The organism is Chloroflexota bacterium, from assembly GCA_013152435.1.
GTDB lineage: Bacteria > Chloroflexota > Anaerolineae > DUEN01 > DUEN01 > DUEN01.
Genome location: JAADGJ010000008.1, coordinates 1 through 24,810 on the forward strand (window position 1 = coordinate 1; position 24,810 = coordinate 24,810).

General features: G+C 66.2%; 15 protein-coding genes. 8 read left to right on the forward strand and 7 right to left on the reverse strand.

The annotated features are described in order from the left end of the window. Positions 1-444 precede the first annotated feature (444 nt). The 8 genes from GXP39_00665 (at position 445) to GXP39_00700 (ending at position 7,893) form a co-directional block, all read left to right on the forward strand. On the forward strand, positions 445-1,218 hold the full coding sequence (locus GXP39_00665; GenBank protein ID NOZ26549.1) for a GNAT family N-acetyltransferase: 774 nt from the start codon (positions 445-447) through the stop codon (positions 1,216-1,218). A gap of 112 nt (positions 1,219-1,330) precedes the next feature. Then, entirely contained in the window at positions 1,331-1,963 is a 633-nt protein-coding gene (locus GXP39_00670) for a hypothetical protein (protein ID NOZ26550.1), read from the forward strand. Next, entirely contained in the window at positions 1,960-4,089 is a 2,130-nt protein-coding gene (locus tag GXP39_00675) for a hypothetical protein (protein ID NOZ26551.1), read from the forward strand. Before GXP39_00670 ends, GXP39_00675 begins: the two co-directional genes overlap by 4 nt. A 184-nt stretch (positions 4,090-4,273) precedes the next feature. Beyond that, a complete protein-coding gene (locus GXP39_00680; protein ID NOZ26552.1) occupies positions 4,274-5,074 on the forward strand; it encodes a phosphotransferase in 801 nt (266 codons plus the stop codon). 87 nt (positions 5,075-5,161) lie between these two features. Next, positions 5,162-5,878 (forward strand): alpha/beta hydrolase, encoded by a 717-nt coding sequence (locus tag GXP39_00685; protein ID NOZ26553.1) that lies wholly within the window; start codon positions 5,162-5,164, stop codon positions 5,876-5,878. 43 nt (positions 5,879-5,921) lie between these two features. Then, entirely contained in the window at positions 5,922-6,302 is a 381-nt protein-coding gene (locus tag GXP39_00690; protein ID NOZ26554.1) for a DUF3795 domain-containing protein, read from the forward strand. A 66-nt stretch (positions 6,303-6,368) separates the two neighbouring features. Beyond that, the gene (locus GXP39_00695; protein NOZ26555.1) at positions 6,369-7,277 is read left to right on the forward strand and encodes a radical SAM protein; all 909 of its coding nucleotides are present in this window, start codon (positions 6,369-6,371) and stop codon (positions 7,275-7,277) included. Between the two features lie 313 nt (positions 7,278-7,590). Continuing rightward, positions 7,591-7,893, forward strand: a complete 303-nt coding sequence (locus GXP39_00700) for a hypothetical protein (GenBank protein NOZ26556.1) — start codon at positions 7,591-7,593, stop codon at positions 7,891-7,893. Between the two features lie 64 nt (positions 7,894-7,957). Here the strand turns inward: GXP39_00700 and GXP39_00705 are convergent, their stop codons facing one another. The 7 genes from GXP39_00705 to GXP39_00735 form a co-directional block, all read right to left on the reverse strand. Further along, on the reverse strand, positions 7,958-8,794 hold the full coding sequence (locus GXP39_00705) for an amidohydrolase (protein NOZ26557.1): 837 nt from the start codon (positions 8,792-8,794) through the stop codon (positions 7,958-7,960). A 27-nt stretch (positions 8,795-8,821) separates the two neighbouring features. Next, complete coding sequence (locus tag GXP39_00710) at positions 8,822-9,661, reverse strand: sugar phosphate isomerase/epimerase (protein NOZ26558.1); 840 nt, start codon at positions 9,659-9,661, stop codon at positions 8,822-8,824. Between the two features lie 140 nt (positions 9,662-9,801). After that, on the reverse strand, positions 9,802-13,677 hold the full coding sequence (locus tag GXP39_00715) for a hypothetical protein (protein ID NOZ26559.1): 3,876 nt from the start codon (positions 13,675-13,677) through the stop codon (positions 9,802-9,804). Then, the gene (locus GXP39_00720; protein NOZ26560.1) at positions 13,646-17,128 is read right to left on the reverse strand and encodes a hypothetical protein; all 3,483 of its coding nucleotides are present in this window, start codon (positions 17,126-17,128) and stop codon (positions 13,646-13,648) included. Before GXP39_00720 ends, GXP39_00715 begins: the two co-directional genes overlap by 32 nt. A gap of 16 nt (positions 17,129-17,144) precedes the next feature. Further along, complete coding sequence (locus GXP39_00725; GenBank protein NOZ26561.1) at positions 17,145-20,264, reverse strand: hypothetical protein; 3,120 nt, start codon at positions 20,262-20,264, stop codon at positions 17,145-17,147. Between the two features lie 254 nt (positions 20,265-20,518). Then, positions 20,519-23,173, reverse strand: a complete 2,655-nt coding sequence (locus tag GXP39_00730) for a hypothetical protein (GenBank protein NOZ26562.1) — start codon at positions 23,171-23,173, stop codon at positions 20,519-20,521. A 208-nt stretch (positions 23,174-23,381) separates the two neighbouring features. Continuing rightward, a complete protein-coding gene (locus tag GXP39_00735; GenBank protein ID NOZ26563.1) occupies positions 23,382-24,434 on the reverse strand; it encodes a hypothetical protein in 1,053 nt (350 codons plus the stop codon). Between the last annotated feature and the right edge of the window lie 376 nt (positions 24,435-24,810).

Genomic DNA, 24,810 nt, shown 5'->3' on the forward strand with positions numbered 1-24,810 from the left:
AGCATTTCGGTGGTATTTGGGCATCATTGAAGCGTGATGGAAGGCTGTTACTTGCACTGGCGGGTCCAAAGCGGATACCAGGTCATGTATATGAAAGAACCAGGAGTTGGATGGAGAAAGGCGAGAAGCTCATCCTAACTGAGAAGTACATGGAGGGCGGTTATCGCATTGAGCGTTGCATTGTCATCGATAGGCAAAAGGATGAGATCATCGAATACCATGAGCGACAGCGAGCCTTTTCGTTAGACGATGTGCGGTCGTTGCTCAGATCTGCTGGGTTTCGCCGTGTCGTGTGTTTGAAGGATTTGGAGGGGAATCCGGCAACTTCGCGGGAATTTAGGGTCTTTATATGTCACAAGACATAGGATCGCTACGCGACTTTGGGCCCTTCCACCAGGGGCATTCTCAGCTGGTCGCTCAAGGGCTGTAGGGTTGAGGAGGTGGATGATGAGGATATATCGCGTGACGAGTGAGGGGGAGGCGGAGAGAGCCTACCCCTGTGCGACGGAGGTCCCTACGCCATTCTGGGCCGATGGGCTGGCGCTCTCACGATCCTGGTTTGCGGAAAATCTGAGGGAGCATGTGGAGGGCGTTCATATGGAGGACGATGAAGGTCTGGTTGTGGGGCACATCTATTGGGCGCCCTCTCAGAAGGCGCTGGCGCCTTATCGGATGGAGGAGGGGGCGGCCTATATCTACTGTGAGTGGGTGCAGCGCAGGTATCAGGGGCGCGGGTATATGCGGCAGCTGTTTGGGGCGTTTGTGAGCTTCCTTCGGGAGGAAGGGTACAAAGGTATCTTGGTGGATGGGACGGAGATCGAGGGGTACATGCACTATCACCACTTTGCGAGGCGGGGATTTCGGGTGATTCGGGAGGCGGACGGCGGAAGGTTGATGTATCTGCCCTTGGGGCAGGAGGAGATAGGGGTCGAGCCCATATCGGCGCGGGTGCCGAGAAGGCGAGGGACACCGGTGGAGGTGTTGGTGATAGGATCCCGGTTTTGTCCCGTGGGAGCATCAGCGGTGTTGGCGGTGCGGAAAGTGGCCAAGGAGTTTGAGGGGGCAGTAGTCATCAAGGAGGTGGCTGGAGGAAGGGAGGCGATCGAGCGGTATGGCGTGGCGGACGGGATCTTTGTCAATGGGGAGGCGAGGTTTTTCGGGCCGGTGAGGGAGGAGCAGGTTCGTGCGGTGATTCGAGAGGCTATGGGGTCCGATTAGCCGTGTTCGATCTTGAAAACGGCCTCCGCAAGGCAGAGGAGGATCAGCAGGCAGCATGCGAGCCGAAGGAGCACCCGTGATTGCCCATGTGGGGCGAAAGAGGAGGCGGGTCATGCCGGAAAAATCGAGTGAGAGGCTTCTCGTTTCAGGAAAGGTCGTCGATCTCCTGACCGGGCGCGGCCTTGAGGACCTGGTCGTCGAGGTGTGGGATAGGGAGCGAAGGATCGAAGGGGCGCTGGGTGATACGGTGACCGATGCCGAGGGGGGCTTCCAGATCCCCTTGGAAGGCCCAGGGGTCGACGAGTGGCTCGCGCAACGCCAGCCGGAGGCCTACTTCAAGATCCTCCGGGGCGATCGGCTGCTGCTGAGCACCGAGGAGATGGTCGTGTGGGGGCCGCAGGACGTAGATGAGCCGGTGGTCATCGAGCTGGATATCGAGGCTGCCGAGGCCCTGGAGCCCTGGCTCCAGATCGGCTCGTTTGAGGAGTTGGTCGAGCATGAACAGGAAATCCTGGAGCGGATCGCGGAGCTGCCCAATGGCGGCAACCTGTTCATGGCCCATCCCCTGATGTTGCTGCGGGACATCGGCGTCGTGCTTTCCGAGCAAGCCCTCGAAGAGGTGATCGCCCGAGAGCCTCATCTGACTGCGCTCTCTCCGCAGCCATATCTGGCCCTTAAGCGGAGCCAGCAGGAGCAAAAAGTGCGTTTCCACCTGCAGGGCTTGTTCAAAGGAGATGAAGCATGAGTGTAATGGCTGGTTTCGACTTCGTCCTGGAGCTCTCGAACGCGGCTCTTCTGGATCTGATCAAGGCGAACCTGAAGATCCAGGGGACTCCGGCCAACCCGCCCTTCGAGGTCACCGTGCCCATCTCGGTGGGAAGCGTCACCGGCAACGGACACATCATCGTGAACAAACTGCTGCTGGACCTGAACGCCAACGACACGGTCACGCTCACCCTGCTATTCAACAATGGTTCGGTGATTGCTACCTCTCCCATGGCGCTCACGATCTCGGCTCTGGATGGGAACATCAAGATCACGGCGCCGCTGCAGCTCGCGTCGGGGACGGGGGCCAACCAGCGGACCCTGGGCGTGGACCTGTCGACTGCGACCGTGGCTGTGAACTTCAGCCAGAACGCTCAAAGCAAGATAACGTTTGCTCTCGCGGGAACCCCCATCACCCTTCAAATGGTTAACAGCCTTGTCGTCCAGGCGCTCACCACCTTCGTACACAACCTGGGGGCGGTGACCTTCCCCCTCGGATTCAAGGTGGTCCCGGGCAAAGAGGGCACCCTTTCGCCGGGGCTGCAGTTCGAGAAGCTGGAGGCCCACTGCATCCCTAACACGAGCCGGGCCAAGCAAGCCCTGGGGATGTTTGGCATCCTCATCCTCGCCAACCACGCGAAGGGAAAGCACGCCCTGAAGACGGCGACCGCGATCCCGGCCGGCCGAGACGTCTGCATCAGCATCTCGCCCGAGGCCTTCCACAAAAAGGTCCTCTGTCCCGAGCTGGCCAAAAAGCTCTTGCCCGCCGAGTATCAGAAGGACCCTGCTGCCGCCATCGCCAAGTTGCCCACCACCTGTGGCGCCTCGGGGAGCATCAGCTATCAGGGCGTCCAGGTCACCAGCATCACCAGCAGTTTTGCCCAGGGCCACATAAATCTCGATGGCACTGTGGAGAAGTCGGGGTTCTGTTACGAGGCGGACGGCAGCTTCCATGGGGAGATCACCCTGACGACCGATGGCACCAAGCTCAAGCCGAAGCTCAAGGTGGATGAACCGGATGTGGATGTCAGCATTCCATGGTACTGCTGGCTGGCGGCAGCGGTCATATCCTTCGCCATCGGGGGCGTGATCGGGTCCATCGTTGGGATCATCGCTGTGGCCATCGTTGATGCCATCGTCAACGCCGTTGCGGACAGCCTTTTCGGCTCATCGGCGTTGCCTGGCCTGAAGCCTGCCCCTCTTGGGGGGATCTCGGGTGCCTCTTTTGATACGGTGTCCATTGCCCCAGCAGGGCTCACCGTGGGCGGCAAGGTCGACGTCAAGTTGCCGACCCCGGCCACGCGCTCCGTGGCGGTAAAGGGATCGGTGGTCACGGTCAAATCCAAGGTCCTGAGCACGGGGACCTTCCACAACACGTTCTGCGTCGTCGGCGATTTTCCTTATACCGAAAAGTCCCAGAGCCAGGTGGGAACCTATCAGGTCATCCCCACGCTGATGGGGCGCCCCCTCAAGCTCACATGGGGGATCAGTGCGGGCAATGTAGGCCCACTTGGGGGGCTGGTCGCGGTGAGCTCCCGGGTCACCCTCACGGGAACCAAAGGCACCGTGACCATCCCCAAGGTGGCGTCGCAGTTCCCCTTCCCCTTGCCGGACGGGACGATCGTGAAGCAAGATGTGCACATCGGCTACGAGATCTCCGGAAATAGCGTCAAGCTGACCAACGTCCCCAAGGAGGGCAACTACTATTTCTGGCTGCACGTCCGCGCCGAGGACCCGCTCGGCAACGTCTGCGAGGCCACCAAACAAGGCCGGTTTCAGGGCGACGCGGTGGCCATCGGCAATGACTTCGACCGGAAGATGGCCGATTGCCTGGATCGGCTCAACCAGAAGTTGAAGGCGCTGAGCTTCCAGGCCAACGAGCGGCTCACCCGATATGGGTTCCCCCCTGTGAATTACCCGGCGCCCAGGGAGATGCTGGCCTTCGTAAATTCGATCTTGAGCTCCGAGGTGCCCGAGGCGGATGTGATCTTGGCGTATACCCGGTTGGTGCACGGCCCCTCATTCTTCCGGGCGTTTGCTTCGCCGGAAGCCATGGAGGAGGAGCTCGGGCTGGCCGAGGTGACACTGGAGTTCAAAGTTCAATAGGGGCATCCGGCCTGCGCATGTGTTCGGCCGCGCGATGTGCGCGAGGTCGCCGATCTGGCGCACATCGCGATGGGCCCCGTGGCGAGCGCTCACGCCGCGCGAGCACGGCAGGTGGTGCGCGACCTTTGAGCGACGCACAGGTTATGAGGAGATGATGGAGAACACTGCAGACAAGGAGATCGCCATGTCCGTTGCATCGCTTGGTGAGCCCATCGCGGGAACCCGTAACCTGTACGCTTGGGGTGAAGATCAGATCCTGAAGCTCTACGATGAGGGGACCCCCGCAGGTTGGGTGGAGCAGTTGAGGCGGGTGGAACGCAGGCTGTATGAGGCCGGGTTACCCGTCCCTGAGGTGGGGGAAATCGTCGAGATAGACGGTCGCCTTGGGCAGGTTTACGAGCGTATAGAGGGGAGCTCGATGGCGGAGGCGTTGCTGAGGGCGCTTGAGGCGGACCCTGATGTGGTCATCCGGTTGGCACACGTCTTTGCGGAAGTGCACGCCGAGATACACGCCTGTGACGGTCTTCCGGAGCTGCCTCCACAGCGGCGACTGTTGTCCGCCGCCATCCGCAGGGTTCCTATCCTGCCCCCTGATCTCAAGGAGGCCGTGCTGGAGGCCCTCGAGAGGATGCCTGGGGGCGATCGGCTGTGCCATGGCGACTTTCACCCGTTCAATGTGTTGCTGAGCCCTCGGGGGCCGATCGTCATTGACTGGAATAACGCTCATATCGGCAACCCGTTGGAGGATGTGGCCAGGAGCGCGTTGATCTTGTCTGGCGCGCGGATATCGGAGGGGATACCCGGATCGCTGATCGATCGATTCAACGAGGCATACCTGGAGCGCTACTTTCAGCTTCGGCCTGGTGATCGGCAGGAGCTGGTTGCCTGGCAGCCCATAGTGGCGGCGGTGCGCCTGAGCGACGATATCCCCGAGCTTCAGGGATGGTTGCTCGAGCAGATCCGAACCGGATTGGCCCGGCTGTAGAGGAGGGCCGTGGAGAACCTGCGGACTCATGGGGAGTCCCCCTTCCCTGTGGCTGTTGTGCATGGCGGTCCCGGGGCGGGCGGGGAGATGGCGCCGGTGGCGCGCGAGCTCGCCGCGTCCGGCTGGGGCGTGTTGGAGCCGATCCAGACGGCGACGTCGCTTGCGGGACAGGTTGAGGAGCTGAGGAAGGTTCTGGAGGCCCATGGAGACCTCCCCATCTCCTTGATCGGCTTTTCGTGGGGAGCCTGGCTCAGCTGGATCGTTGCCGCTCGCTACCCCGCGATCGTCAAGAAGCTGATCCTCGTCGGAAGCGGCCCCTATGAGGAGAAGTACGTCGCGAGGCTGCAGAAGGCCCGGTGGGACCGGCTCAGCGAGGAGGAGAGAGCGGAGTTCGAGTCCATCGTCGGGGCCTTGCAGGATCCTGCGGTCGTCGATCGGGATGCTTTGCTGGCCCGACTGGGGGCTCTGGCCGCAAAGACCGATGAGTACGATCCGGTCATGGCCGGGCGGGAGGAACCTATCGGGCGTGGTGGTCAAGGGGCGATCTTCCGAGGTGTGTGGAAGGAGGCCGCGGCGTTGCGGAGGCGCGGGGAGCTTCTGGATCTCGGGAGGCGGATCCGTTGTCCCGTGGTTGCGATTCATGGGGATTACGATCCCCATCCGGCCGAGGGGGTCCAGGTCCCCTTATCCGCTGTCTTGAAAAGCTTCCGGTTCATCCTGCTCAACAACTGCGGACACAAACCCTGGATCGAACGGCAGGCGAGAGAGCGATTCTATGGGATCCTCAGAGAGGAGCTGTGTTGAGTCGGGAGGCGTTTCTGCGGCGGTGGGGCGTGGAGAGGGGGGAGTGGCTATGGGGAAAGCCCAGGGACCGATGATCGCCGTCTGTGGCCTGGACTGTGGAGAGTGCGATATCTACCGGGCGCCGAGTGATCCGGGAGCGGCACAGCGCGTGGTGGCATGGTTCAGGGAGCAGGGATGGTTGCGAGAGGATGAGGGGATTCAAGAGATCATTGGACGATCCATGTACTGCATGGGATGTCGAGGGGACCCGTCGTTACATTGGTCGCCGGACTGCTGGATCCGTGCGTGCTGCGTTGACGAGAAGGGGCTGGAGTTCTGCTACGAGTGTGATGTCTTTCCCTGCGAGGCGCTGGTCGAATGGGCGCAGGAGGACGCGGGCTATACCCGGGCATTGAACCGTCTGCGGCGGATGAAAGCGGAATGACTAGGGCGGATCTGGTTGAGCTATTTCCTGGAATATGGCGTCCGGAAGTGAGCCAGGAGGAGAGGCATGGAAGTGTCGGGATTGCACCTGCTTTTGACGTATCAATGCAGCCTGGCGTGCGATCACTGCTTTGTCTGGGGAAGCCCATGGCAGAGTGGCACAATGGGGTTGAAGGAGATTCGAGAGATCCTTCGACAGGCCAGAGAACTGGGCACGGTTGGGTGGATCTTCTTCGAGGGTGGAGAGCCCTTTCTCTACTACCCTGTGCTGGTGAAGGGTGTAGAGGAGGCCGCACATGAGGGGTTTCAGGTCGGCCTTGTGACGAATGGCTACTGGGCGACGGAGGGAGAGGATGCCCTGGAGTGGCTGCGGCCCTTCGTCGGGTTGATCCAGGACCTCTCGGTGAGCAGCGATTTGTATCACTGGGATGAGAAACTGAACCGGCAGGCAGAGAACGCGGTCGAGGCCGCGACGAAGCTGGGCATCCCCGTCGGCGTGATCAGCATCGCTCAGCCTGAGGGAGTGGGGGCGTCGGCAGCGGAGGGCCAGCTGCCCCCCGGGGAGTCGGCGGTGATGTATCGCGGGCGGGCTGCGCAGAAGCTGGCGGCGCGGGCGCCCCAACCTCGTCCCTGGCGGGAGTGGCGGGAATGTCCGTACGAGAACCTGCGCGATCCGGGGCGGGTGCACGTGGATCCCCTTGGGCATGTGCACATCTGCCAGGGGATCTCACTGGGCAACTTGTTCCGCACGCCGCTGCGCGAGATCTGCGGGGGATATGACGCGAGCTCGCATCCGATCACGGGGCCGTTGCTTGAGGGCGGGCCGGCGGAGCTCGTGAGGCGTTATGGACTTGCTCACGGGGAGGAGTATGCCGACGCATGTCACCTGTGCTATGAGGCGCGGCTGGCCTTGCGTGATCGATTCCCGGAGATCCTGACCCCGGATCAGATGTACGGAGCGTTTGAGGCGTCGTAACCTGCGCCGGACATGGTCCCCTTGCCTTAAGGCGTGTCTGAAAGTCTACCGATAAGGTGTCTGAGGGGCTCCCCGGCTACCAGCTCCACCGGGGGAGGTGTGGAGGGGACCTCCCCTCCACGGAAATCCCACTTTTCCGGCCTGTACCTGCCTTTCTCGGCCCTTCCCGCAGGACCCAGGCCGAGGCCAGGCAGGTCGAAGGCAAAAGAAGGGCTTTTTCCGGAGGGGCGGGGCCCCTCCGGGCCTCCGGGCCTCCCCGCAGCAGAAGCAACGGCATTTTTCAGACACACTCTCAGATCAGGAGGATAGGGAAATGGAAGGGAATGGCTGGTTTCTCGGCATCGTGCGGGAGAAGCGGTTCGAGCTCTTAACACCGTACCACGCCCCAGCGGGTTCCGTCAGGCTGACCGCGATCGCTATGCAGGAATCTCTGCCGCCGGAGAGCGGCGAGCTCGACTTGTCCGAGTACGAGGGGAAGGCCATCATGGTTCGTGGCCATGATGGGGGCGGATGGATCTACTCGGCCGAAGTTGTGGATCAAGCCGGCCCGATCCTCACGGCTGTGGTCTGGAAGGTGTTCGGCCGGGAGGATAATGCCCCCGGGGCGGAAAGGTAGATCTCGTAGATCGACCCCTGGGCGGATGGATGGAAGAGCGTCGTCATCGCGGATCCCAATGCGGCTATAGTCCGAGCAGCCGTTGGGCGTTCTCGTGCGTGATCTTCTGGCGCACGGTCTCCGGCAGTGTCGGGTCGGCGATCACGTCCAGGATGGGCGTGGGCTGTCCGGGCGTCAGATAGTCCGTGCCGAACAGCAGCTTGTCCTGATGGCGGATCAGGAAATCCCGCCCGAAGTCGGGATCCCGGGTGAGCGCGTTGTAGCCCGACTGGGCCGACAGGTCCCCATACAGGTTGGGATACTGAGCCAGTAGGCGGTCCGTAGCGCCGCCGGGGACGACGGGGCCGGTGGGGTATTGGCCTCGCAGCTTCGTCATATCCACCTGGCCTGAGATCTCCGCCCAGAAGTGCTGCGCGTGTCCGATGAAGATCGTCTCCGGGAACTGTTGGAGCATCCGTTCCAGCCCCGGCAGCCCGAACGTGTCTCGGTTGATGTAGTCGTCCATGTGTAGCGTGACGGGCAGCCCCAGCTCGCCGCAGGCGGCGTAGATCGCCTGCATCAGGGGATCGTCCACGGGCAATCCGGTCAGCATCTCGCCGACGCCGCGACAACCACGCTCTGCATACTCTCGGAGGATGGGCAGCGGGTCGAACTGGCCCGGGTACCGGTGCCGCGGGTCCACCGCGCAGAAGGGGATCAGCCGGTCGGGATGCCTGGCGCAGGCCGCGAGCACCTGCTCCGTCGTGACATAATAATCGATCTCCTCTGGGGACTCCACGGACATCACCACCGCCTGCTCGATGTGACGGGCATCCATCCAGGATACCAGCTCATCGGGGGTGAGCGGCGTCCGGTCGTGCAGCAGGCGGCCGATATGGGTGTGGACATCGATGAGGCGCATCTCGCTCTCCTTGGGGAGAGGGGCTTCTCACCCCCACATCAGGTGCATCAGTTTCCTCGCGTACTCCAGCTTCAGGTCTTGCACCGCTATCGAGGCGCAGCGCTCCCCCGGCACCTCCATATTCCACAGGCCGGTGTACCCGATCTCCCGGTAGGCGTCGACCACGGCGGGCCAGTCGATGGTGCCTCCGTAGGGGAATCGGTGCTGGTCGCCGCTGGTGTCGTTGTCCGCGACGTGGGTGGCCCACAGCCGGGGACCCAGCGTGCGCACGGCATCCGCCACATCGATCCCAACCACGTGCGCGTGCCCGGTGTCCAGGCAGAACCCGACGTTCGGCTGGCCAACCCCCTCGATCAGCGCCCATAGCTCCTCCAGACGCGCCCCGAAGCGGAGGCCGTCTTCTCGATTCAGCATGTTCTCCACACAGAGACGGGTGACCGAGCCCTGAACATGCTCGGCCAACGTGGAGAAGACGGCCACATTGTCGTCCAAAACGCGCTGATAGCTCGCCTCGTCTTCCATGAATCGGGCGCGCCCGCCCGGGTGGATGACGGCGTTGGGCACGTTCAGCTCCATGGCGAGATCCAGCCAGCGTCGTGCGATGTCGAGGTTTCGCGCGGCCTCCGCCCGATCCTCCGGCGCCACGTCCAGATCCAGCCAGATGTGCGCCTGCCACAGCGTGACGCCCTCAGCGGCGACGACCGCCTTCACGGCATCCACCAGGGCGCCGGGCGAGTCGGCGGCCAGAATGCGCTCCAGGTGCTCTGAGCTCACCTCGACATCCCGCCATCCCAGGCGTGCCAGGTGTTCCAGCGCGGCCGCCAGGTCCATCTCAGGGTAAAATCCCGTCCAAATGCCCCATTTCACGTTCGTGCCTCCGGGAGAGGAAATCTTTCAGAGCGTGCTTGAGAATCCTAGCTCCTGTCACGGGGAGGCTCGGGGGAATGGAGCCCCTCCGGAAGAGCTTCTCTTCTGTGGGCATGGGCTCGTGTGCGGATCAACCGATCTCACTGCCCGGAGTCGACCTCCAGCGGCGCGAACGCCTGCACGCGGCACGCCTGGCTGTCCGAGACGTAGATGCGGCCGTCCGATCCTACGGCCAATCCCACCGGCTTCAGGAACTGACCGGGCTCTATCCCGTATTCCCCGAACTGGGCCACGGGACGGCCGCCCGGCTCGTATACCACCACCCGCCACAGCTCCGGGTCCGTGACATAGATCAGCCCATCCGGGCCGACGGCCACGTGAGGGCCGTCGATGGTGCTGGCGGGCATGATGGCCGTCCAGCTCGTGCTGCTCCCATCGGGCGACAGGCGCCATAGCAGGCCCGTCTCCGCCTCGACGAGGTAGATGGTCCCGTCCGGCCCCACCGCCGCGTCCACCGGCTGCCCCGCCCCGATCTCGGCGCCGCGTCCGCCCCATTGTTGCAGCAGGGCGCCGTCACGTGAGAGGCGCAGCAGGCGCAGGCCACCTGTGTCGGCCACGTACAGATCGCCCGTGGCGTCGATGCCCAGGCCGCGCGGCCGGTACATGGCCAGGTCGCCGCCGAAGGAGGCCAGGAACTCGCCTTCCGGGGTGAAGCGCTGCAGGCGCTGGGCCGTGGCGTCCAGAACGACCACGCTGCCGTCCGCCTCGATCACTACGTCGAACGGCTCCAGAAACTGGCCGCTCCCGTCCCCCATCCCGCCGAAGGCCAGCTCCGGATCGCCTGTGGGGCTCAACCTCACCACGCGATGGTTGCCCGCGTCGGCCACGAACACACGCCCGCTCCCGTCCACGGCCAGGCCGCGGGGCTGCGAGAGCTGCTCCGCCCCGTCGCCGCAGCTTCCGACGGACCAGAGCTGCTCCGAAGCGATCGTGGGCGCGGGCGGCAACCCGGCGCCTGGCGGCTGGGGTGCAGGCTCGGCCTCCTCCGGGATCGTGGGCCGGGCGGGAGGGGCGGCCTCGGGAGGCGGCGGCAGGACCAGGTCCGCCGGCAGCTCCTCGCCCTCCAGCGGGAACAGGTATTCGGGCGGGATCAGCTCCCGCGGGCCGCCGGGGGGCATCCACCACAGCTGCATCTCCCGGCTGCCGCCGTCCTGGAAGTACCGGACCTCGATGTCATGGAAGCCCTGGGACAGATCGATGCGCCCCTCTCGATACTCGGCGCCGTGGTGGCCGCCGTTGTCCACCACCAGCTGCCCGTCGATGTAGACGTAGGAGCCGTCATCGGAGCGGGTGCCGAAGATGTAAGGGCCTGCTCGGGGCGCCGCGATCTTCCCCCGCCACAGGATGCTGAATCGCTCGCCCAGCGCGTTGTTGGGCAGGACCAGCAGATCCTTCTCGATCAGGGCGGGCGGCCCTGACCAGTCGATGGTGGGGTAGTAGTAGCCGATCAGCCCGTTACGCGGCGCGGGGATGCTGTATAGCGCCTCGCGGGGGATGGGCTGCCGTTCCACACCCGGCCCCGACCAGTACACGGTCAGCCGCCGGGGCTGTGGCCCTGAGCGGTAGTTCATCTCCAGGCCGTGAAGCCCGGCCACCAGCGTGACCTCCCCCGCCGTCGTCCCCTGGGTGGTGTCCACCACCACCTGGTTTCCCACCGTCAGGGTAAGCGCCGCCCCGGCGTCGATCTCCGCCTCGAAGCGGTAGGGGCCGAACCCGGGGACCAGCAGGGTCCCCTCCCAATGGGCGCTGAAGGGGGGCGGCGCCGGCGGAGCCGTCGAGAAGTCGAGGTCCAGTGGTCCGTCCCGTCGCTGCAGCGCGATGGGTCCGGCCTCGCCCTGGTCTCCCTCAAAGTAGGTGGCGGCCAGGCCGCGAACGGCGTTCACTTGTGCCCGGGGCACGCGGAAGGAGATGAAGTACAGCCGACCGAAGGGGTCGCGATGCTCCTCTAACTCGCCTGTGGGGTAGAACTGGCGGAACAGCGGCTCCAGGCGGGCATCCACCGCCTCCAGGATATAGACCACGTCCCCGCCCGGATCCTCCCGCAGCGGCAGGTCCCGCACCAGGTTGAGCAGCCGGGTGTCAGGGCGGCCGCCGATGAACTTGACGGCCGAGTGATGCTGAAATGCGGGGACCAGGTAGATGCGGGCGTCCGGTGGGAGCGTCCGGATGTATCGTCCCACCGCCGCCTCGATGCCGCTGTAGGCGATGTAGACCGACTCGTTGCGCGCCTGCACGTTGAAGTAGGTGTCCACGCCGCCCAGGTACACGCCCATCACGGCCAGGGCCATGGCCATGTGTACCCACTCCCGGCCGTGGCCCCGCAGCGCCCAATGATACAGCGCCTCCAGGCGGTTGAGCACCAGCGCCACCAGCAGGAAGATGAGCGGGATCAGCCCGATGGGGCGGCGGGCGGTGGGCGCCTCGTGGGCTACGGAGAGGACGGCCACGCTGCCGATGATGAGAAAGCTGGAGATGAGCAGGAAGGGCAGCGGATGGCTCAGGTAACGCAGCGCGTAGGCGACGCCCAGGATGAAGAGCGCCCCTACCAGCGAGGCCAGCAGCCACGATCCGGGCACGTGGCTCATGAGCGCCTGGGGCGATTGCGCGTCGAAGGGGAGCAGCGGCGCGCCGGGCAGGTTATTCAGCGCCGCGAAGTCCCCCTGATAGTTGAACATCCAGAGCGTCTTCCGCAGGTTGCTCCAGACCGGCTCGTAGGAGCCCACCCGGGCGACGTCGTTGAACACGGAGATGTGGCGGATACGGCTGAGGAAGGCGCCCCAATGGCGGATGATGTAGACCCCCAGCGGCACCAGCGCGATGTACGCCCCGCCGGCCAGCAGGGCGATTCCCTCCACGTCCCGCCGCCAGCGCGAGCGATGGGTGGCCAGCCAGTAGAGCAGAAAGACCCCGATCGCCAGGGGGATCACCCGCCAGGCGGTGTAGGTGTGCATGCCGCCCCCCAGCAGAAGTCCCGCCAGCGCCCAATCGCGGCGTCGGCCATGGCGCAGGGCGCGAAGCAGGAAGTAGAGCAGCAGGGCCTCGAACAGGGGCACCAGGATCAGCTCGTAGATGATGCGGCTGAAGGTGATGTGCCAGCGGGAGCCGGCCAGGAATCCGGCCGCGATCAGCGCCACGTTGGGGCCGAAGAGGTCACGAGCTAGCAGATAGAACGCCAGGACGGTGAGGACCCCGATCAGCGCGGAGACGGCTCGCATCTGCACGACGCCGGGGCCGAAGAGCTTGAAGGAGAGGGCCAGCAGGTAGGTGAAGAACGTGGCCTGTCCCTCGTTGGTCCCGGCGTAGACGGTGTAGGGCGCGCCGCGCAGCCATCGCAGCGCGTCCAGCCCGTTGTTGCACTCGTCGGACTGGCAGCCGTTGGGGACCATGTCCAGCCGGTGGAAGCGGGCGGCCGCCGCCAGCAGCAGGATCCCGGTGAGCCACAGCAGCTCCCATCGGTGTGCCGACAACCATCGGAGCAGGCGCCGCACCCGGCCTCGGGTTGTGGCCCGGCTGGGCTGCCGGAGCCGGTCCTCCGCCCGGGTCCCCGGTATGTAGAGGAGGATAGCCAGCAGCCACAGCCACAGCCCGGGCGTGCTGTGCTCGTCGCTCCAGAACAGACCGGTGGCGACGAGCGCCAGCGCCAGGCTCACCCCCGTGAGGATCTGTCCCCATCGCGGCCAGGCCCTGCGCCCGGGCAGCGTCGGCCAGCGCGGGAGCGCCGGCGCGCTGAGGGCGAAGAGGAATCCGGCGGCCACGAAGAGGATCAGGCCATCTCGGCGGGTTCCCTCAGTCAGCAGGATGTGCTGTCCCCAGATCGCCAGCCCCAGCGCGAGGAGCGCGGCAACCAGTCGTCGGGTAGCCCACCGCTCTCGCCACGCTGTCGGGAGGGGCAGGGAGATGGGGGAGGGCGCTCCTCGAGCGGATTCAGTAATCGAGAGCCACGGCAAACGGACCATGGGCGGGATCTCCCGTGAACGTGCCTAAGAACATCCGGTACTCGCCATCGGGAAGGGGGACGGTCGTCTCCAGCACCGGCACCATCTCCGGGCCCTCGGCCACCAGCCCTCGCCTGTCGCTGAACGGATCGTATTCCTGAAGCCACCAGTGGCCGTCCAGCCCCGGCTGTGGGCTGAAGCGATCCCCCGTGGTGATCGTCGTATCCTCGGCCTCAAAGCGGTATTCGCGGCCGTCCTGGCTCACGAACCGCAGATAGTCGTACACGGCGCGCTGGCCGGGCAGGGCCGCCACGCGCACGGTGAAGGAGCCGCCGGTCACTGTTATCGTGTCCACCATGACCTCCCAGACCCGGCTCTCCGTGTTTCCCCGATAGGTGAAGCGCGGCTTGAACGGGAGCGTGGGGGAGGGCGGGGCTTCTTCCTGGGCGGGCGTGGGCCTGGATTCCACGGGGCGATCTGCGGACACCCGGCGCAGGCGCATCACCTGATCGGCCCATGTGTTGGTGAGGTACAGGTCGCCGTTCTCGTCGAAGGTCAGCCCCATCGGATGGTTCAGGCCTCCCTCGACGGGGGAGAACGACGTCTCCTTCGTCCCCCAGATCAGCATCGTCCCATCAGAATCGAGGATGTAGAGGGTGTTCTCATTGGGTGCGGTGACGTGCAGGCGTCCCTCGCCGTCCACGGCCGCGTAGGACTCCCATGTGACCCCTGGGGCCGGCCATTCGGCCAGAAACGTGCCGTCCACCGTGTACTGTTGAACGGTGTGCTTCCCCGCGTCGGTCACGTACACAAGCCCTCGCTCCGCATCATACGCCAGTCCGACCGGTTCCACAAATTGGCCTGGTCCGGTGCCGGGCTCCCCCCAGGTGGCCTTGAGCGCTCCATCCGGCGTGAAGCGTCGGATCTGGCGGTGTCCCGCCGACGCCACCAGCAGGTCGCCGTCCGGCAGCGCCACGATAGCTCTGGGGGCGGCCACCTCGCCGGGGGGCACGACGACGCCGAGGAACTGGCCATCGGTAGACCAGGCCTGAACCCGGTTGTTCCAGCGGTCGCTCACGTACAGGACTCCGCCATCCGCCAACGCCAGCCCCATCTCGTGCTCCAGCTCGCCCGGCTTCGTCCCCAGCCGACCCCACTCGGACACGAAGCCGCCGTCGGAGGCGCGCAGCTTCTGGATGCGGCGGTTGTCGGCGTCGGCCACGTAGACGAATCCCTGTTCGTCCACGGCCAGGTTCATGGGGCGGAAGAATTGGCCGGGCGCGCTGCCGTTCCCGCCCACGACCCATACGATCTGCCAGAGCAGCGGCTCTCGCCGGGCGGGCCTCCCGATCAGGGCGGGGTCCGGGGCGCTTGCCGTGAAGAGGCGCTCGCGGGGGATCGGGTCATAGATCTGCCCGTTGGGGCTCCAGGACAGGGAGCATCCCGTGGCCTGGGCGGATGAGGCGACGCGCAGCCGCAAGAGGTGGAGCCCCCGCGTGAGGAAGAGGATGCCCTCCGAGCCTCCCTCGATGACCGGGCTCTCGTCTATGTTCAGCCAGGCCGAGCCGCAGCCGTCCACCCGGATGCGGTACTCGTTCAGCCGATCGACCCACAGGTACGCCGTCCATTCGGCCGAGCGGGCGCCCGCGGGCCACGGGGCCGGCAGTGCTGGATCGATGCGCTCCGCGATGGGCTGCTGCCAGGAGTCGTCCGCAAAGTAGCGGGCGCGCAGCCCCCACGAGGCTTCGACGGATTCCCTGGGGATGCGCACGGCGAAGGCCACCTCGCGCCGCAAGTTGTCATAAATCGGCTCCACCTGCAGATTCGGGTAGAACGTCCGCAACGTGGCGACCAGCACCTGGTTGTCGGGGCGTGTCTCCAGGATCAACGTGACCGGCCGGTCGATGGGGCGGCGCAGGGGCACATCCCGCTGGCGGTCGAAGGTGGGGAAGCGGTGGACGAAGGGATCGCTTCCCGGCACGTAGTTGATGAAGTCCACCTGTCCCTGGTTGAATCGCTCCTCCACCAGCACCTCGTCGGTGGCGCCGATGGGCTTCAGGTACAGGGCCACGGCCATACGCTCGGGCTCGTATCCCCACACGATGCGGCGGCTTGGCCCCAGGTATATCTGGTAAGTCCAGAGCAGGAGCAGAAGCCCTGTCATGCCCATGAGGGGGTACATGACCTTCGCCTGCCCCACGTCGTCCAGCAGCGTCCAGATCGCGTAGAGGAACAGCCCGCCGAGCAGGAGCGCCAACGGGGTCGCCGCGATGAGCCGCTGCGCGTTGGGCCAGGATAGGAGGCCGGGCAGGAGCGCCAGGATGTACCATCCCAGCAACAGCCGGGGGCGTGCGCGGTGCAGATTGCCCAGCAGAACGCCCAGCCCTCCCACGTACAGGATGGCCTCCAGGTGTCCCAGCAGGGGGTGGGAGTTGTCGAAGAAGTCGCCCATGGCCCGATAGTTGTACGTCAGCAGCAGGTTACGGGCGTTCTCCCACAGCGGCTCCAGGCTCTTCGCCTGGCGCACGCGCTGGCCGATGAACACGGCCCGGGCGCGAGCGTTGAACTCATCCCAGTGCGTGATGGCGTACCACCCGAGCGGGCCGAAGAAGATCACGGCGCAGATGGCGAAGGCGATGAGCCCTCGCCCGTGGCGGGCCAGGAAGCCGCGCTGGGGGATCTGGGTGAGGATCCACAGCCCCAGCGCGAGCACCACCAGGCGGAACGGCTCGTACGTGTTCAGTCCCAGGCCCGTCGCCACGCCGGCCAGCGCCCACCAGAGCGTGGGACTCCGGCCGGTGATGCGCCCGGCGCGTATCGCTCGCAGGACGCAGTAGAAGGCGGCGAACTCGAAGACGGGCACCTGGATGGCCCGCCACCCCGATCGGCTGTAGGTGATGTGGTAGACGGATGTGGCGAAGAGGAAGGTGGCGATCAGCGCCAGCCGGGCGTCGAACAGCTCCCGGACCAGCAGATAGAAGGTCACAAGCCCCAGCATGCCGAAGAAGACGGACGTCAGGCGAAGGGCGATCAGGTCGGGGCCGAGCAGCCGGAAGAAGGCGGCCATGAAGTAGTGGTACATGGTCTCCCGGCTCAGGTAGAGCGGCTCATAGGGCGCGCCGCGCAGGATGTCCAGGGCCTTCAGCGCGTTGGCCGAGCCGTCGATGCTCAGACCCCATGGGATCTCGGATAGCCGGTATACGCGCAGGATCAGCCCGACCAGGAGCACCCCGCTGAGGGCCGCGAGCTCCACCCGGCGAGGCAAGGGGCGGAGGGGCGGGGCCACCCCATCGCGTAGCCATTCCAGGTTGGCGAAGGCGAGGATCCACAGCACTAGAGCGAGCGCGTACCAGGCCAGGCCGACGTGAAGCCGGTGGGCCTCCAGCGCCGTCTGGCCCATGTGGGCGACCCATGTGCCGAGGATCGCCGCCCCGATTCGGACCCATGAGGAAGTTAACCTGGATCGTCCCATGTTCACGTCCGTTCTGCTATGGCATCGTCAGACGCAGGTTCACCCAGTCCACTGCGTCGCTGCTTCCCTTCTCCCCGCCCTCATGGGTGCGCAGGATAAGGGTGTCGCCGCCGCTGATGTCCAGATCAAAGGGGAGCATCGGGTCAAAGGAGTAGCGGGGGCCGCTCTCCCAGATGATCTGTCCGTCCAGCTCGATCTGGAACCAGGCCACGTTGTCGCCCACGGTGTCCCGGTCCACGCCGACCGCCCCGCTCAGGCGGGTGTACGCCCCTCGCAGGTCGAAGGCGATCTCCGTCGGCCCGAACGCGCCGATCCCCTGGTCGAACACGTCGTCCTTGATCTTCAACAGCCGATTCTGGAAGTTCTCATCGCGCTGGGGGTGAGGCCAGCGCTGGTCCAGGGCCAGGATGCGGATGGCCGGCAGCCGGCCCTGCGGCGTGCCATCGGCTGAGAACACCGGGATACCCACCGCGCTGGAGGTCGGCAGCGGCGTCAGCGCCTGCACGACGTCGGTCGAGTCCCAGCGGATCGGTGCCATGCGCAGGGGCTGCCATTGGCCGCCGGGCGGCATCCACTCGACCTCCAACATGTTGGAGCCGCCGTAGTCGAAGTAGCGCAGCTCGATTCGAGCCCTCCCCGGCGGGAGCGAGATCCTGCCCATGCGCTGGGAGGGGCCGTGCAGCCCCCAGTGGTCGACGACGAGGCGGCCGTTCACGTAGAGCCGCGCGCCGTCGTCCGAGCGCAGGCGGAACTGGTAGTCGCCAGCCTGGGAGGTGATCAGGGATCCCAGCCAGCGCACCGCGTAGGTGGCCAGCCCGCCCGCGTTGTCCTCCAACAGCAGCGGATCCGCCGCCACTCGCACCGGCGGGCCGGTGAACCGGTCGCCCTCGTAGTAGGCGGCGACCAGGCCGGTCGATGGCCCCAGGGGCAGCAGTCGATCCTCCGGCAGCGGGCTCCACGTCTCCGCGCCGGGCGGCATCCACTCGATGCGCGCCGGCTGCGGCGTCGTGCCCTCCGGCGCCGTTCGGTCCAGGCGGAGCGGGATGACGCCCTGGGGGAGCCACATGTCCACGCTCACCGGCTCCGTGCCATCGTCCGACGTGGAGGCGGCTAGCGTGTTGTTCAGGTAGAGCAGCGTCGTGCCGAGGGCGGGGGGCAGCCGGAAGCGATAAATACCCGCCTCCGTCAGGCGCAGGCCGCCCGTCAGGCGCTGCGCGTAGGGAGTTTGTACGGGCGCCGGGATCCCGGCGAAGGGCGCTTCCAGGAATGTCTCGAGTATGGGCTGGCCGACCATGGACGTGCCGGACCAGAAGGTGGCGTGCAGGCCGCGTCTGGCGGTGGACTCGGCCGGGATGACCAGCGCCGTGAACAGGCGGTTCCCCATCCCGTCCCGCTCCGTCTCCCGCAGTGCCTCCGGGTAGTAGCGCTGGAGAAGGTCTACGGCCGGGTCCAGATAGGGCTCCAGGATGTAGATGGTATCGCCGGTCTCGTCCGGGGGGAGCGGCACGTGGTCGGGCAGGATGAAGCGCTGGGTCGTCAAGCCGGGGTTGATGACGTCGATGGGGGAGAAGCCGTAGAACGCCCGGCCCAGGTACACGCGCCAGCGTTCCGGCTCGTCTCCGATGACCCGGTGCAGGTATTGCCCGGCCCGGGTCTGCCCGACGTTGAACTCGCTCCAGGCTCCGGGCTGCCAGCCCTGCTGGCCGAAGTAGGTCGTGGTGCCGTCCAGCCCGGCCCATGTGATCGTCGCCGCCAGGATGGCCAGGGATAGGTGCTCGGCCGAGGGGGGATCGATCCGCTCCCACGCGCTCCACAGCACCTCGATCGCCAGGCCACACAACAACAGGAAGGCGGGGAGCACGCCGTAGATGCGGAAGGTGTTGGGAGCGCCCTGCGTCAGCACGCCGGCGGCCAGGAAGACGCCGCTCCAGATCAGGCATAGCGCGGAGGCCGGACGTCGCCAGCGGGCTATCGCGTATCCCAGGCCGATCACCAGCAGCGCGGCGGTGATGCCCTCGAGTTGAGGCGCGCCCACCAGGTTGTGCCGGGGATTCGTGTCCCCCCGATAGTGGAAGGCCTGAAAGTAGGCCAGGATGTTGTCCCGGATAGCCTTCCCCGGCTCCAGCGTGTACAACGGGTTGAACACGGACACGCCGCGCCCGCGCTCCATGAAGAGCAGTGGGTCGGTGAGATAGGTCCATCCCAACGGCGCATAGACCAGCAGGGCGAGCGCGTAAAAGGCGAGGATCTGCCGCTTGTGGCGATGCAGGTACCCCCGAGGGAAGAGCGTTCGCCATAGGATGAACAGGGTGGCGATGACGGGAATGGCGCGGGCGGCCTGATACGTGTACTGGCTGAGCCCCATCGCCAGCCCGCCCGCGATCCAGTAGGGCCAGCGACCCGTGTGGATCCCCCGCCACACGAGCCACAGCACCAGGCAGGCGAAGAGGGGCGTCAGCGCGTTCACATGCCCCCAACGGGCGACGTTGATCCCCCAGCGGGACGTGGCGTACAGGACGATCACCGCGATGGCGACCGATGGCCGCACCATCTCCCGGGCCAGCAGGTAGAGCGGGATCACGACGAGCACGCTGCTGACGATGGCGGGCAGCTTGACGGTGAGATAGCCCGGGCCCAGCAGCCAGTAGAACAGGGCCACGTAGTAGTGGTACGCCCAGGGGACCTCCAGCCGGGCGATGTGCCACGGCCGCGGCCGGGCCCCGTTCACGATGTCCAGTGCCTGCCGGGCGATGTCCGTCTCATCCAGCCACAGGCCCGGCGGCATCTCCTGGATGCGGTACAGTCGGGCCCAAGCGGCCAGCCCCATGACGGCGGCGACGATGGCGGCCTCACGCCAGGCCGAGCGCACGCCGAGGCCGCCGACGGCCTCCACCGTCGGATCGGACAGGATGGCCAGCAGCAGCGCCAGGGAGAGCGCGTAGAGCGCCAGCCCCACCAGCCCCGGGTGCAGCTGAAGCCGCTCCAGCCCGGGCAGGGCCGTCAGAACCGACGGCAGGCCGCGATGGCTCAGGATCCACTGCGCGGCCGCGGCCAGCCCCACCAGGGCGAGCAGCGCCAGCCCGCGCAGCCAGCGCTCCGTCCCGGGGAGGACGGGAGCCCGAGCCTGGACGCTCATGGTATGCCCCTCCATGGGAGGGGATGGCGATGGTGTTCTCGGACGAATGGCATGGATGATCGCTCCTGTCACGCCTCCTGACGATGTCGCAACAGCCCGGGGGAGGGTCGCCTCCCCATCATCCTGTTAGAGTGTGTCTGAAAAATAAAGTGGGATTTCCGTGGAGGGGTCCTCCCCTCCACACCTCCCCCTGTGGAGCTGGTCATTGAGGGAGCCCTCTCAGACATCTTGCCAGTAAATTCTCAGACGCGCTCTTATGGCGAGGCCGGATACAGAGCCGACGGCGGCACGACCTGCCGCGGCCGCCCGGGCGGCGCCCACCACAACTCCAACGCCTTGCCGCCCCCTTCCTGATAGTAGTCGATGCGGATGGTATGTCGTCCGGCCGTCAGCGGCACCGTCGCCTCCACAATGTTCACGCCGGCTGGGTTTACCCCCTCGCCGATGAGGACGCCGTCGATCCACACCCGCAGCCCGTCGTCCGCGTTGACGCTGAAGAAATACGGCCCATCCACGGGGGCCTCGATCTCCCCCTCGAAGCGGGCGCTGAAGGGGCCGAACCACGGCTCCGGATCGGGCCAGGCGAACAGCACCACCGGCGTAACCTGTCGGAAGACCGGCTCTCCCTCCCAGCGGCTGCCCCGGAAGTAGGTACCCAACAGGCCGTGGTCCCACGGATCGACGGTGAAGAGGACCTGAAGCGGCACGGGGCCGGTGGGGGCGTTCGGCGGGGTCCAGAGCAGCCGGGCGACGCCCTGCCTTCCCGGATCATCCTGGATCACGTGCAGTCGGTGGAGCCCCTTGCCCAACACCTGGGGGCCCTCCCACGGCCGCCCGTCGATCTCGATGCGCAGGCCGCCCTCCTCCTGAAAATCATACAGGCCGGTTCGGCGGATAGCCAGGCTGCCCGTCCACTCGGCCCGCCGTGGGACCTCGCCGCCGACGGGGTTGTTCGCCCCCCACGAGATCTCCAGTCCGGTGCGCTTTCGGATCTCCCGGCCGTCTGCCATCAGAAAGCGCCCGTTCAGTCCCTGGAGCGCCGCGATCTCCTCCCCCGGCACCGTCACGCTCAGGTACAGCGGCTGCCCCTGGGGCCCGCGGCGCATGGCGGCCGTGGCGCCCGGGTAGAATCGGGTGAACAGCTCCATCAGGTCGACATAATGAGCGTCCAGCAGGAGCAAGGCATCGGCGCCGCCCTGGTCGGAGAGCGGGAGATCCTCGGCTGGCTGGATCAGCTGGTACGGCGGGTTGGCGACGCCTCCGCCGCCCGCTCGCAGCGGGCGATAGGTAATGTATCTCAGCGGGGAGAAATAGTACAGCCGGGGCGAGAGGTATAGCCGCTGTCCGGGCGGCTTGGCCGCCACCTCCCGGGCCACCGCCGTCTCGGCGGGGGAGAACGCCCCCCACACCTGCTCGTTCGTGGCCTGTGGGCCGAAATACACGCTCACGTTCAGCCAGCCCGCCAGGCAGATCGCCCCCGCCGCCGCGATCGCCGGGATCGCCCGGGCGAGTTGGGGGAGCGCCCGGGCCCAGCTCCAGGCGATCCCCACCAGCGTGTCGCCCGCCAGGATCGCCACAGCCGGGACCACGCCCAGCGTCCGGTATCCCTGGGGCGCCTCGCCTGCGGTGGAGAGGATGCCGCCCAGCAGGGTGATGGGGATCCAGAGCACGAGCAGCGCCCGGCGGTGGTCGTCGAATCGGCGGATCGCGTAGCCCAGCCCCAGCACGAACAACACGCCGGTCGCCGGATCCAGCATGGGCTTGCCGGGGAGGTTGTGCCGCGGGTTGTAATCCCCGCGCAGGTGGAACATCTTCAGATGCGCCGCGATGCTGCGCCGCAGCACGCGCCAGGCCACCCGTGTCTTCTCGCGCTCTTGTGACCAGCGCCAGGGTTGTATCAGCAGCGCGAGGTCCCCGCCCGCCCGCTCGATGTCCCGGGCGATGCTCACCTGGCGGGAGCGGTTGAGGAAGGTGAACGGGTTCCGGGCGTACGTCTCGGCGAGGGGCGCGAAGGTCATCCCGTAGACCAGCGTGAACAGGATCAGTCCCCTCCAGGTACGGCGCAGGAAGCCGCGTTCGAACACGATCCGATAGGCGAGGTAGCTCATGATGACCAGCACCGCCAGCCGGGAGGCCAGATACGTGTACATGCCGAGGCCCAGGAAAAGCCCGCCCAGCGCGAAGTCCCGTGCCCGGCGCTCTCGCGTCGCCCGGATCAGGAAATAGGTCGCCAGTAGCTGGAAGAGCGGCGGCCCCAGCTCGTTCCACCCCCAGCGGCTCATGGTCAGGTGCCAGCGGGCGAAGGCCAGGAACGCTGTGCTGGCCAGCGCCACCTCCGGGCCGAACATCAAGCGGGCCAGGGGGTACAGCGCGGCGACCGTCAGGATGGCCGGGATCAGCGAGGCCGCCTTCAGGGTCAGGAACGTGGTCCCGAACAGGCGGAAGAGCGCCACCAGATAGTAGGCGTAGAGGGAAGGTGTCTCGAACCATCCCACGCCGAAGGGGGAGTCGCGACGGCCGTCCAGGATGTTCAGCGCGTCCAGGGCGGCGTTGGTCTCGTCCACAAAGATGCCCGGCGGGATCTCATTCAGCCGATAGGTGCGCAGGAAGACGGCCAGCGCCAGGAGGACGGCCAGCAGCGCCCACTCGATCCGCGTCGGTATGGCCAGCGGGAGGATGGGATCGGAGGGCGCCTGGCGGTCCGGCCATGGGCCCAGTCGGCCGAGCAGCCAGCTCCCGGCCAGGAGCGTCGCCAGCCCGACCACCCATCCGAACGCCGCCGTGGGATCGTAGATTCGCTGCCAGAGGCGGTGCAGCACCCAGATCTCGATGCCCACGCCGATGAGCAGCAGGCCCAGCCCGGCCCCGATGGCCGGGTAGCCGGGATATCGACGGGGGGGAGCGGGCACGCGTGGGAGCCGGTCTCGCTCGATCCCGCTCAGCCCCGCCGCGGCCAGGACCGCGGCCAGCGCGTAGAGCAGCCATCCCCGGGGTTCCCCGGCGGGGCGGGAGAGCGTGATCTGCGCCCCTGCTGCGACGATCAGCGCGATCAGGCAGAGGATCGCCGGAACGAAAGGCCGATGCAGGAATGGTCGAAGGATAGGGCCCCTCCTGAGATCAATGTGTGACGAGAAGTGAGGGTGTGTAGACGTGCCATGGCGGGCCGAATTGCTGGACCCGGCGGTTCCCCGCGTCGGTGATGAAGACGGTCTCTCCTACGGGGCCGGCGTCATATGGGCCGTTGAACTCGCCCTCGCCGGTGCCCCCTCGTCCCCACAGGGCGAGGGGCTTGCCTCTGGGGGAGAGCTTCTGCACGCGATTGCCGAACTCCTCCACGACGTACAGATCGCCCGTCGTGGGATCGATGCTGACGCTGACGGGGGTGTCGAAATAGCCGGGTGCCGTCCCGAAGTCTCCCAGGATCGCCCGGGGAACGCCGTCCGGCCCCAGCTTCACCACGCGATGGTTCAGGCTGTCCGCCACGTACAGATTCCCCTGCGCGTCCACGGCCAGCCCGTCCGGGCCGTTGAAGGGGAATCCGGACACGCCGCCCAGCCCGTCCCAGGCGGCGACGGGTGTGCCGTCTCCGGTGAACCGTTGCACGCGGTTGTTCGAGTAGTCGGACACGAACACGGCGGTGCCACTGCTGAACGCGAACACGGCGATCCCGCGAGGATCATGGAACTTCCCCAGCTCCTCGCCGGGCCCCCCGAAGGCGCCCAGAAAGCCGCCCGCCGGGGTGAACCGCTGCACGCGGTCGGCGCCGCTGTCCGTCACGTAGATGGTTCCATCGGGGGCCACTGCCACATCGGTGGGGTGATTCAGTTGCCCGTCGCCCGCTCCGGCGGTCCCGATCTGGCCCAGAAATCGCCCGTCCTGCGAGAAACGCTCGATGCGGTGGTTCACGCTGTCCACGATCAGGAGGGTCCCGGCTGGCTCCACGGCGATCCCCATGGCCAGCCCGAACTGGCCGTCTCCCGTCTGCAGGGGGCCATCGCCATCAGGGTCCACGCATCCTGGCTGACCTGGCGCATAAAGGTAGCAGGTGGTGCCCCAGGTGGTGAGGAAGCGGTAGGGGACCGGCCCGGTGGCCAGGGAGGTCGCGGTAAGGGTGAGGAGGAGGAGAAAGATCCAACCCACTCCCAGGAGCACACGCGATGGTTTGAGCATATCCGTCCCTCCTATGGGCCCTGGGATATTCTACATGAAGTGCCAGATTTCCTCAAGAGCGCACTTTTCTTGATGAGGCTTTTTCAAAGTCAGTGATGGAAATCGGGGTGGTAGGAACACCCCGCGTGTCGCCCGACGCAAGACATTCCCCTGATCATCGACCGAGGGCCCTTATCCCCCAAACCCCCTCCCAGCGAAGCGGATTGGGGAGGGGGGACGACAGGGGGGTGGGGTACGTCTGGCCACGTCGTGTGCTGGGGGAAGCCGAGAAGATGCGTATACAGATATGGCGAATGTGTTGGACATCCCTGTGGACTTGCGCTATACTCTCAGCAGGATTTCCCTACAGCAATGTTAGAAAACAAGGAAGGGGATC

Coding starts and splice junctions, on each gene's coding strand:
- GXP39_00665 (NOZ26549.1), top strand. CDS start 445: ATGATGAGGATATATCGCGTGACGAGTGAGGGGGAGGCGGAGAGAGCC.
- GXP39_00670 (NOZ26550.1), top strand. CDS start 1,331: ATGCCGGAAAAATCGAGTGAGAGGCTTCTCGTTTCAGGAAAGGTCGTC.
- GXP39_00675 (NOZ26551.1), top strand. CDS start 1,960: ATGAGTGTAATGGCTGGTTTCGACTTCGTCCTGGAGCTCTCGAACGCG.
- GXP39_00680 (NOZ26552.1), top strand. CDS start 4,274: ATGTCCGTTGCATCGCTTGGTGAGCCCATCGCGGGAACCCGTAACCTG.
- GXP39_00685 (NOZ26553.1), top strand. CDS start 5,162: ATGGCGCCGGTGGCGCGCGAGCTCGCCGCGTCCGGCTGGGGCGTGTTG.
- GXP39_00695 (NOZ26555.1), top strand. CDS start 6,369: ATGGAAGTGTCGGGATTGCACCTGCTTTTGACGTATCAATGCAGCCTG.
- GXP39_00700 (NOZ26556.1), top strand. CDS start 7,591: ATGGAAGGGAATGGCTGGTTTCTCGGCATCGTGCGGGAGAAGCGGTTC.
- GXP39_00705 (NOZ26557.1), bottom strand. CDS start 8,794: ATGCGCCTCATCGATGTCCACACCCATATCGGCCGCCTGCTGCACGAC.
- GXP39_00715 (NOZ26559.1), bottom strand. CDS start 13,677: ATGGTCCGTTTGCCGTGGCTCTCGATTACTGAATCCGCTCGAGGAGCG.
- GXP39_00720 (NOZ26560.1), bottom strand. CDS start 17,128: ATGGGACGATCCAGGTTAACTTCCTCATGGGTCCGAATCGGGGCGGCG.
- GXP39_00725 (NOZ26561.1), bottom strand. CDS start 20,264: ATGAGCGTCCAGGCTCGGGCTCCCGTCCTCCCCGGGACGGAGCGCTGG.
- GXP39_00735 (NOZ26563.1), bottom strand. CDS start 24,434: ATGCTCAAACCATCGCGTGTGCTCCTGGGAGTGGGTTGGATCTTTCTC.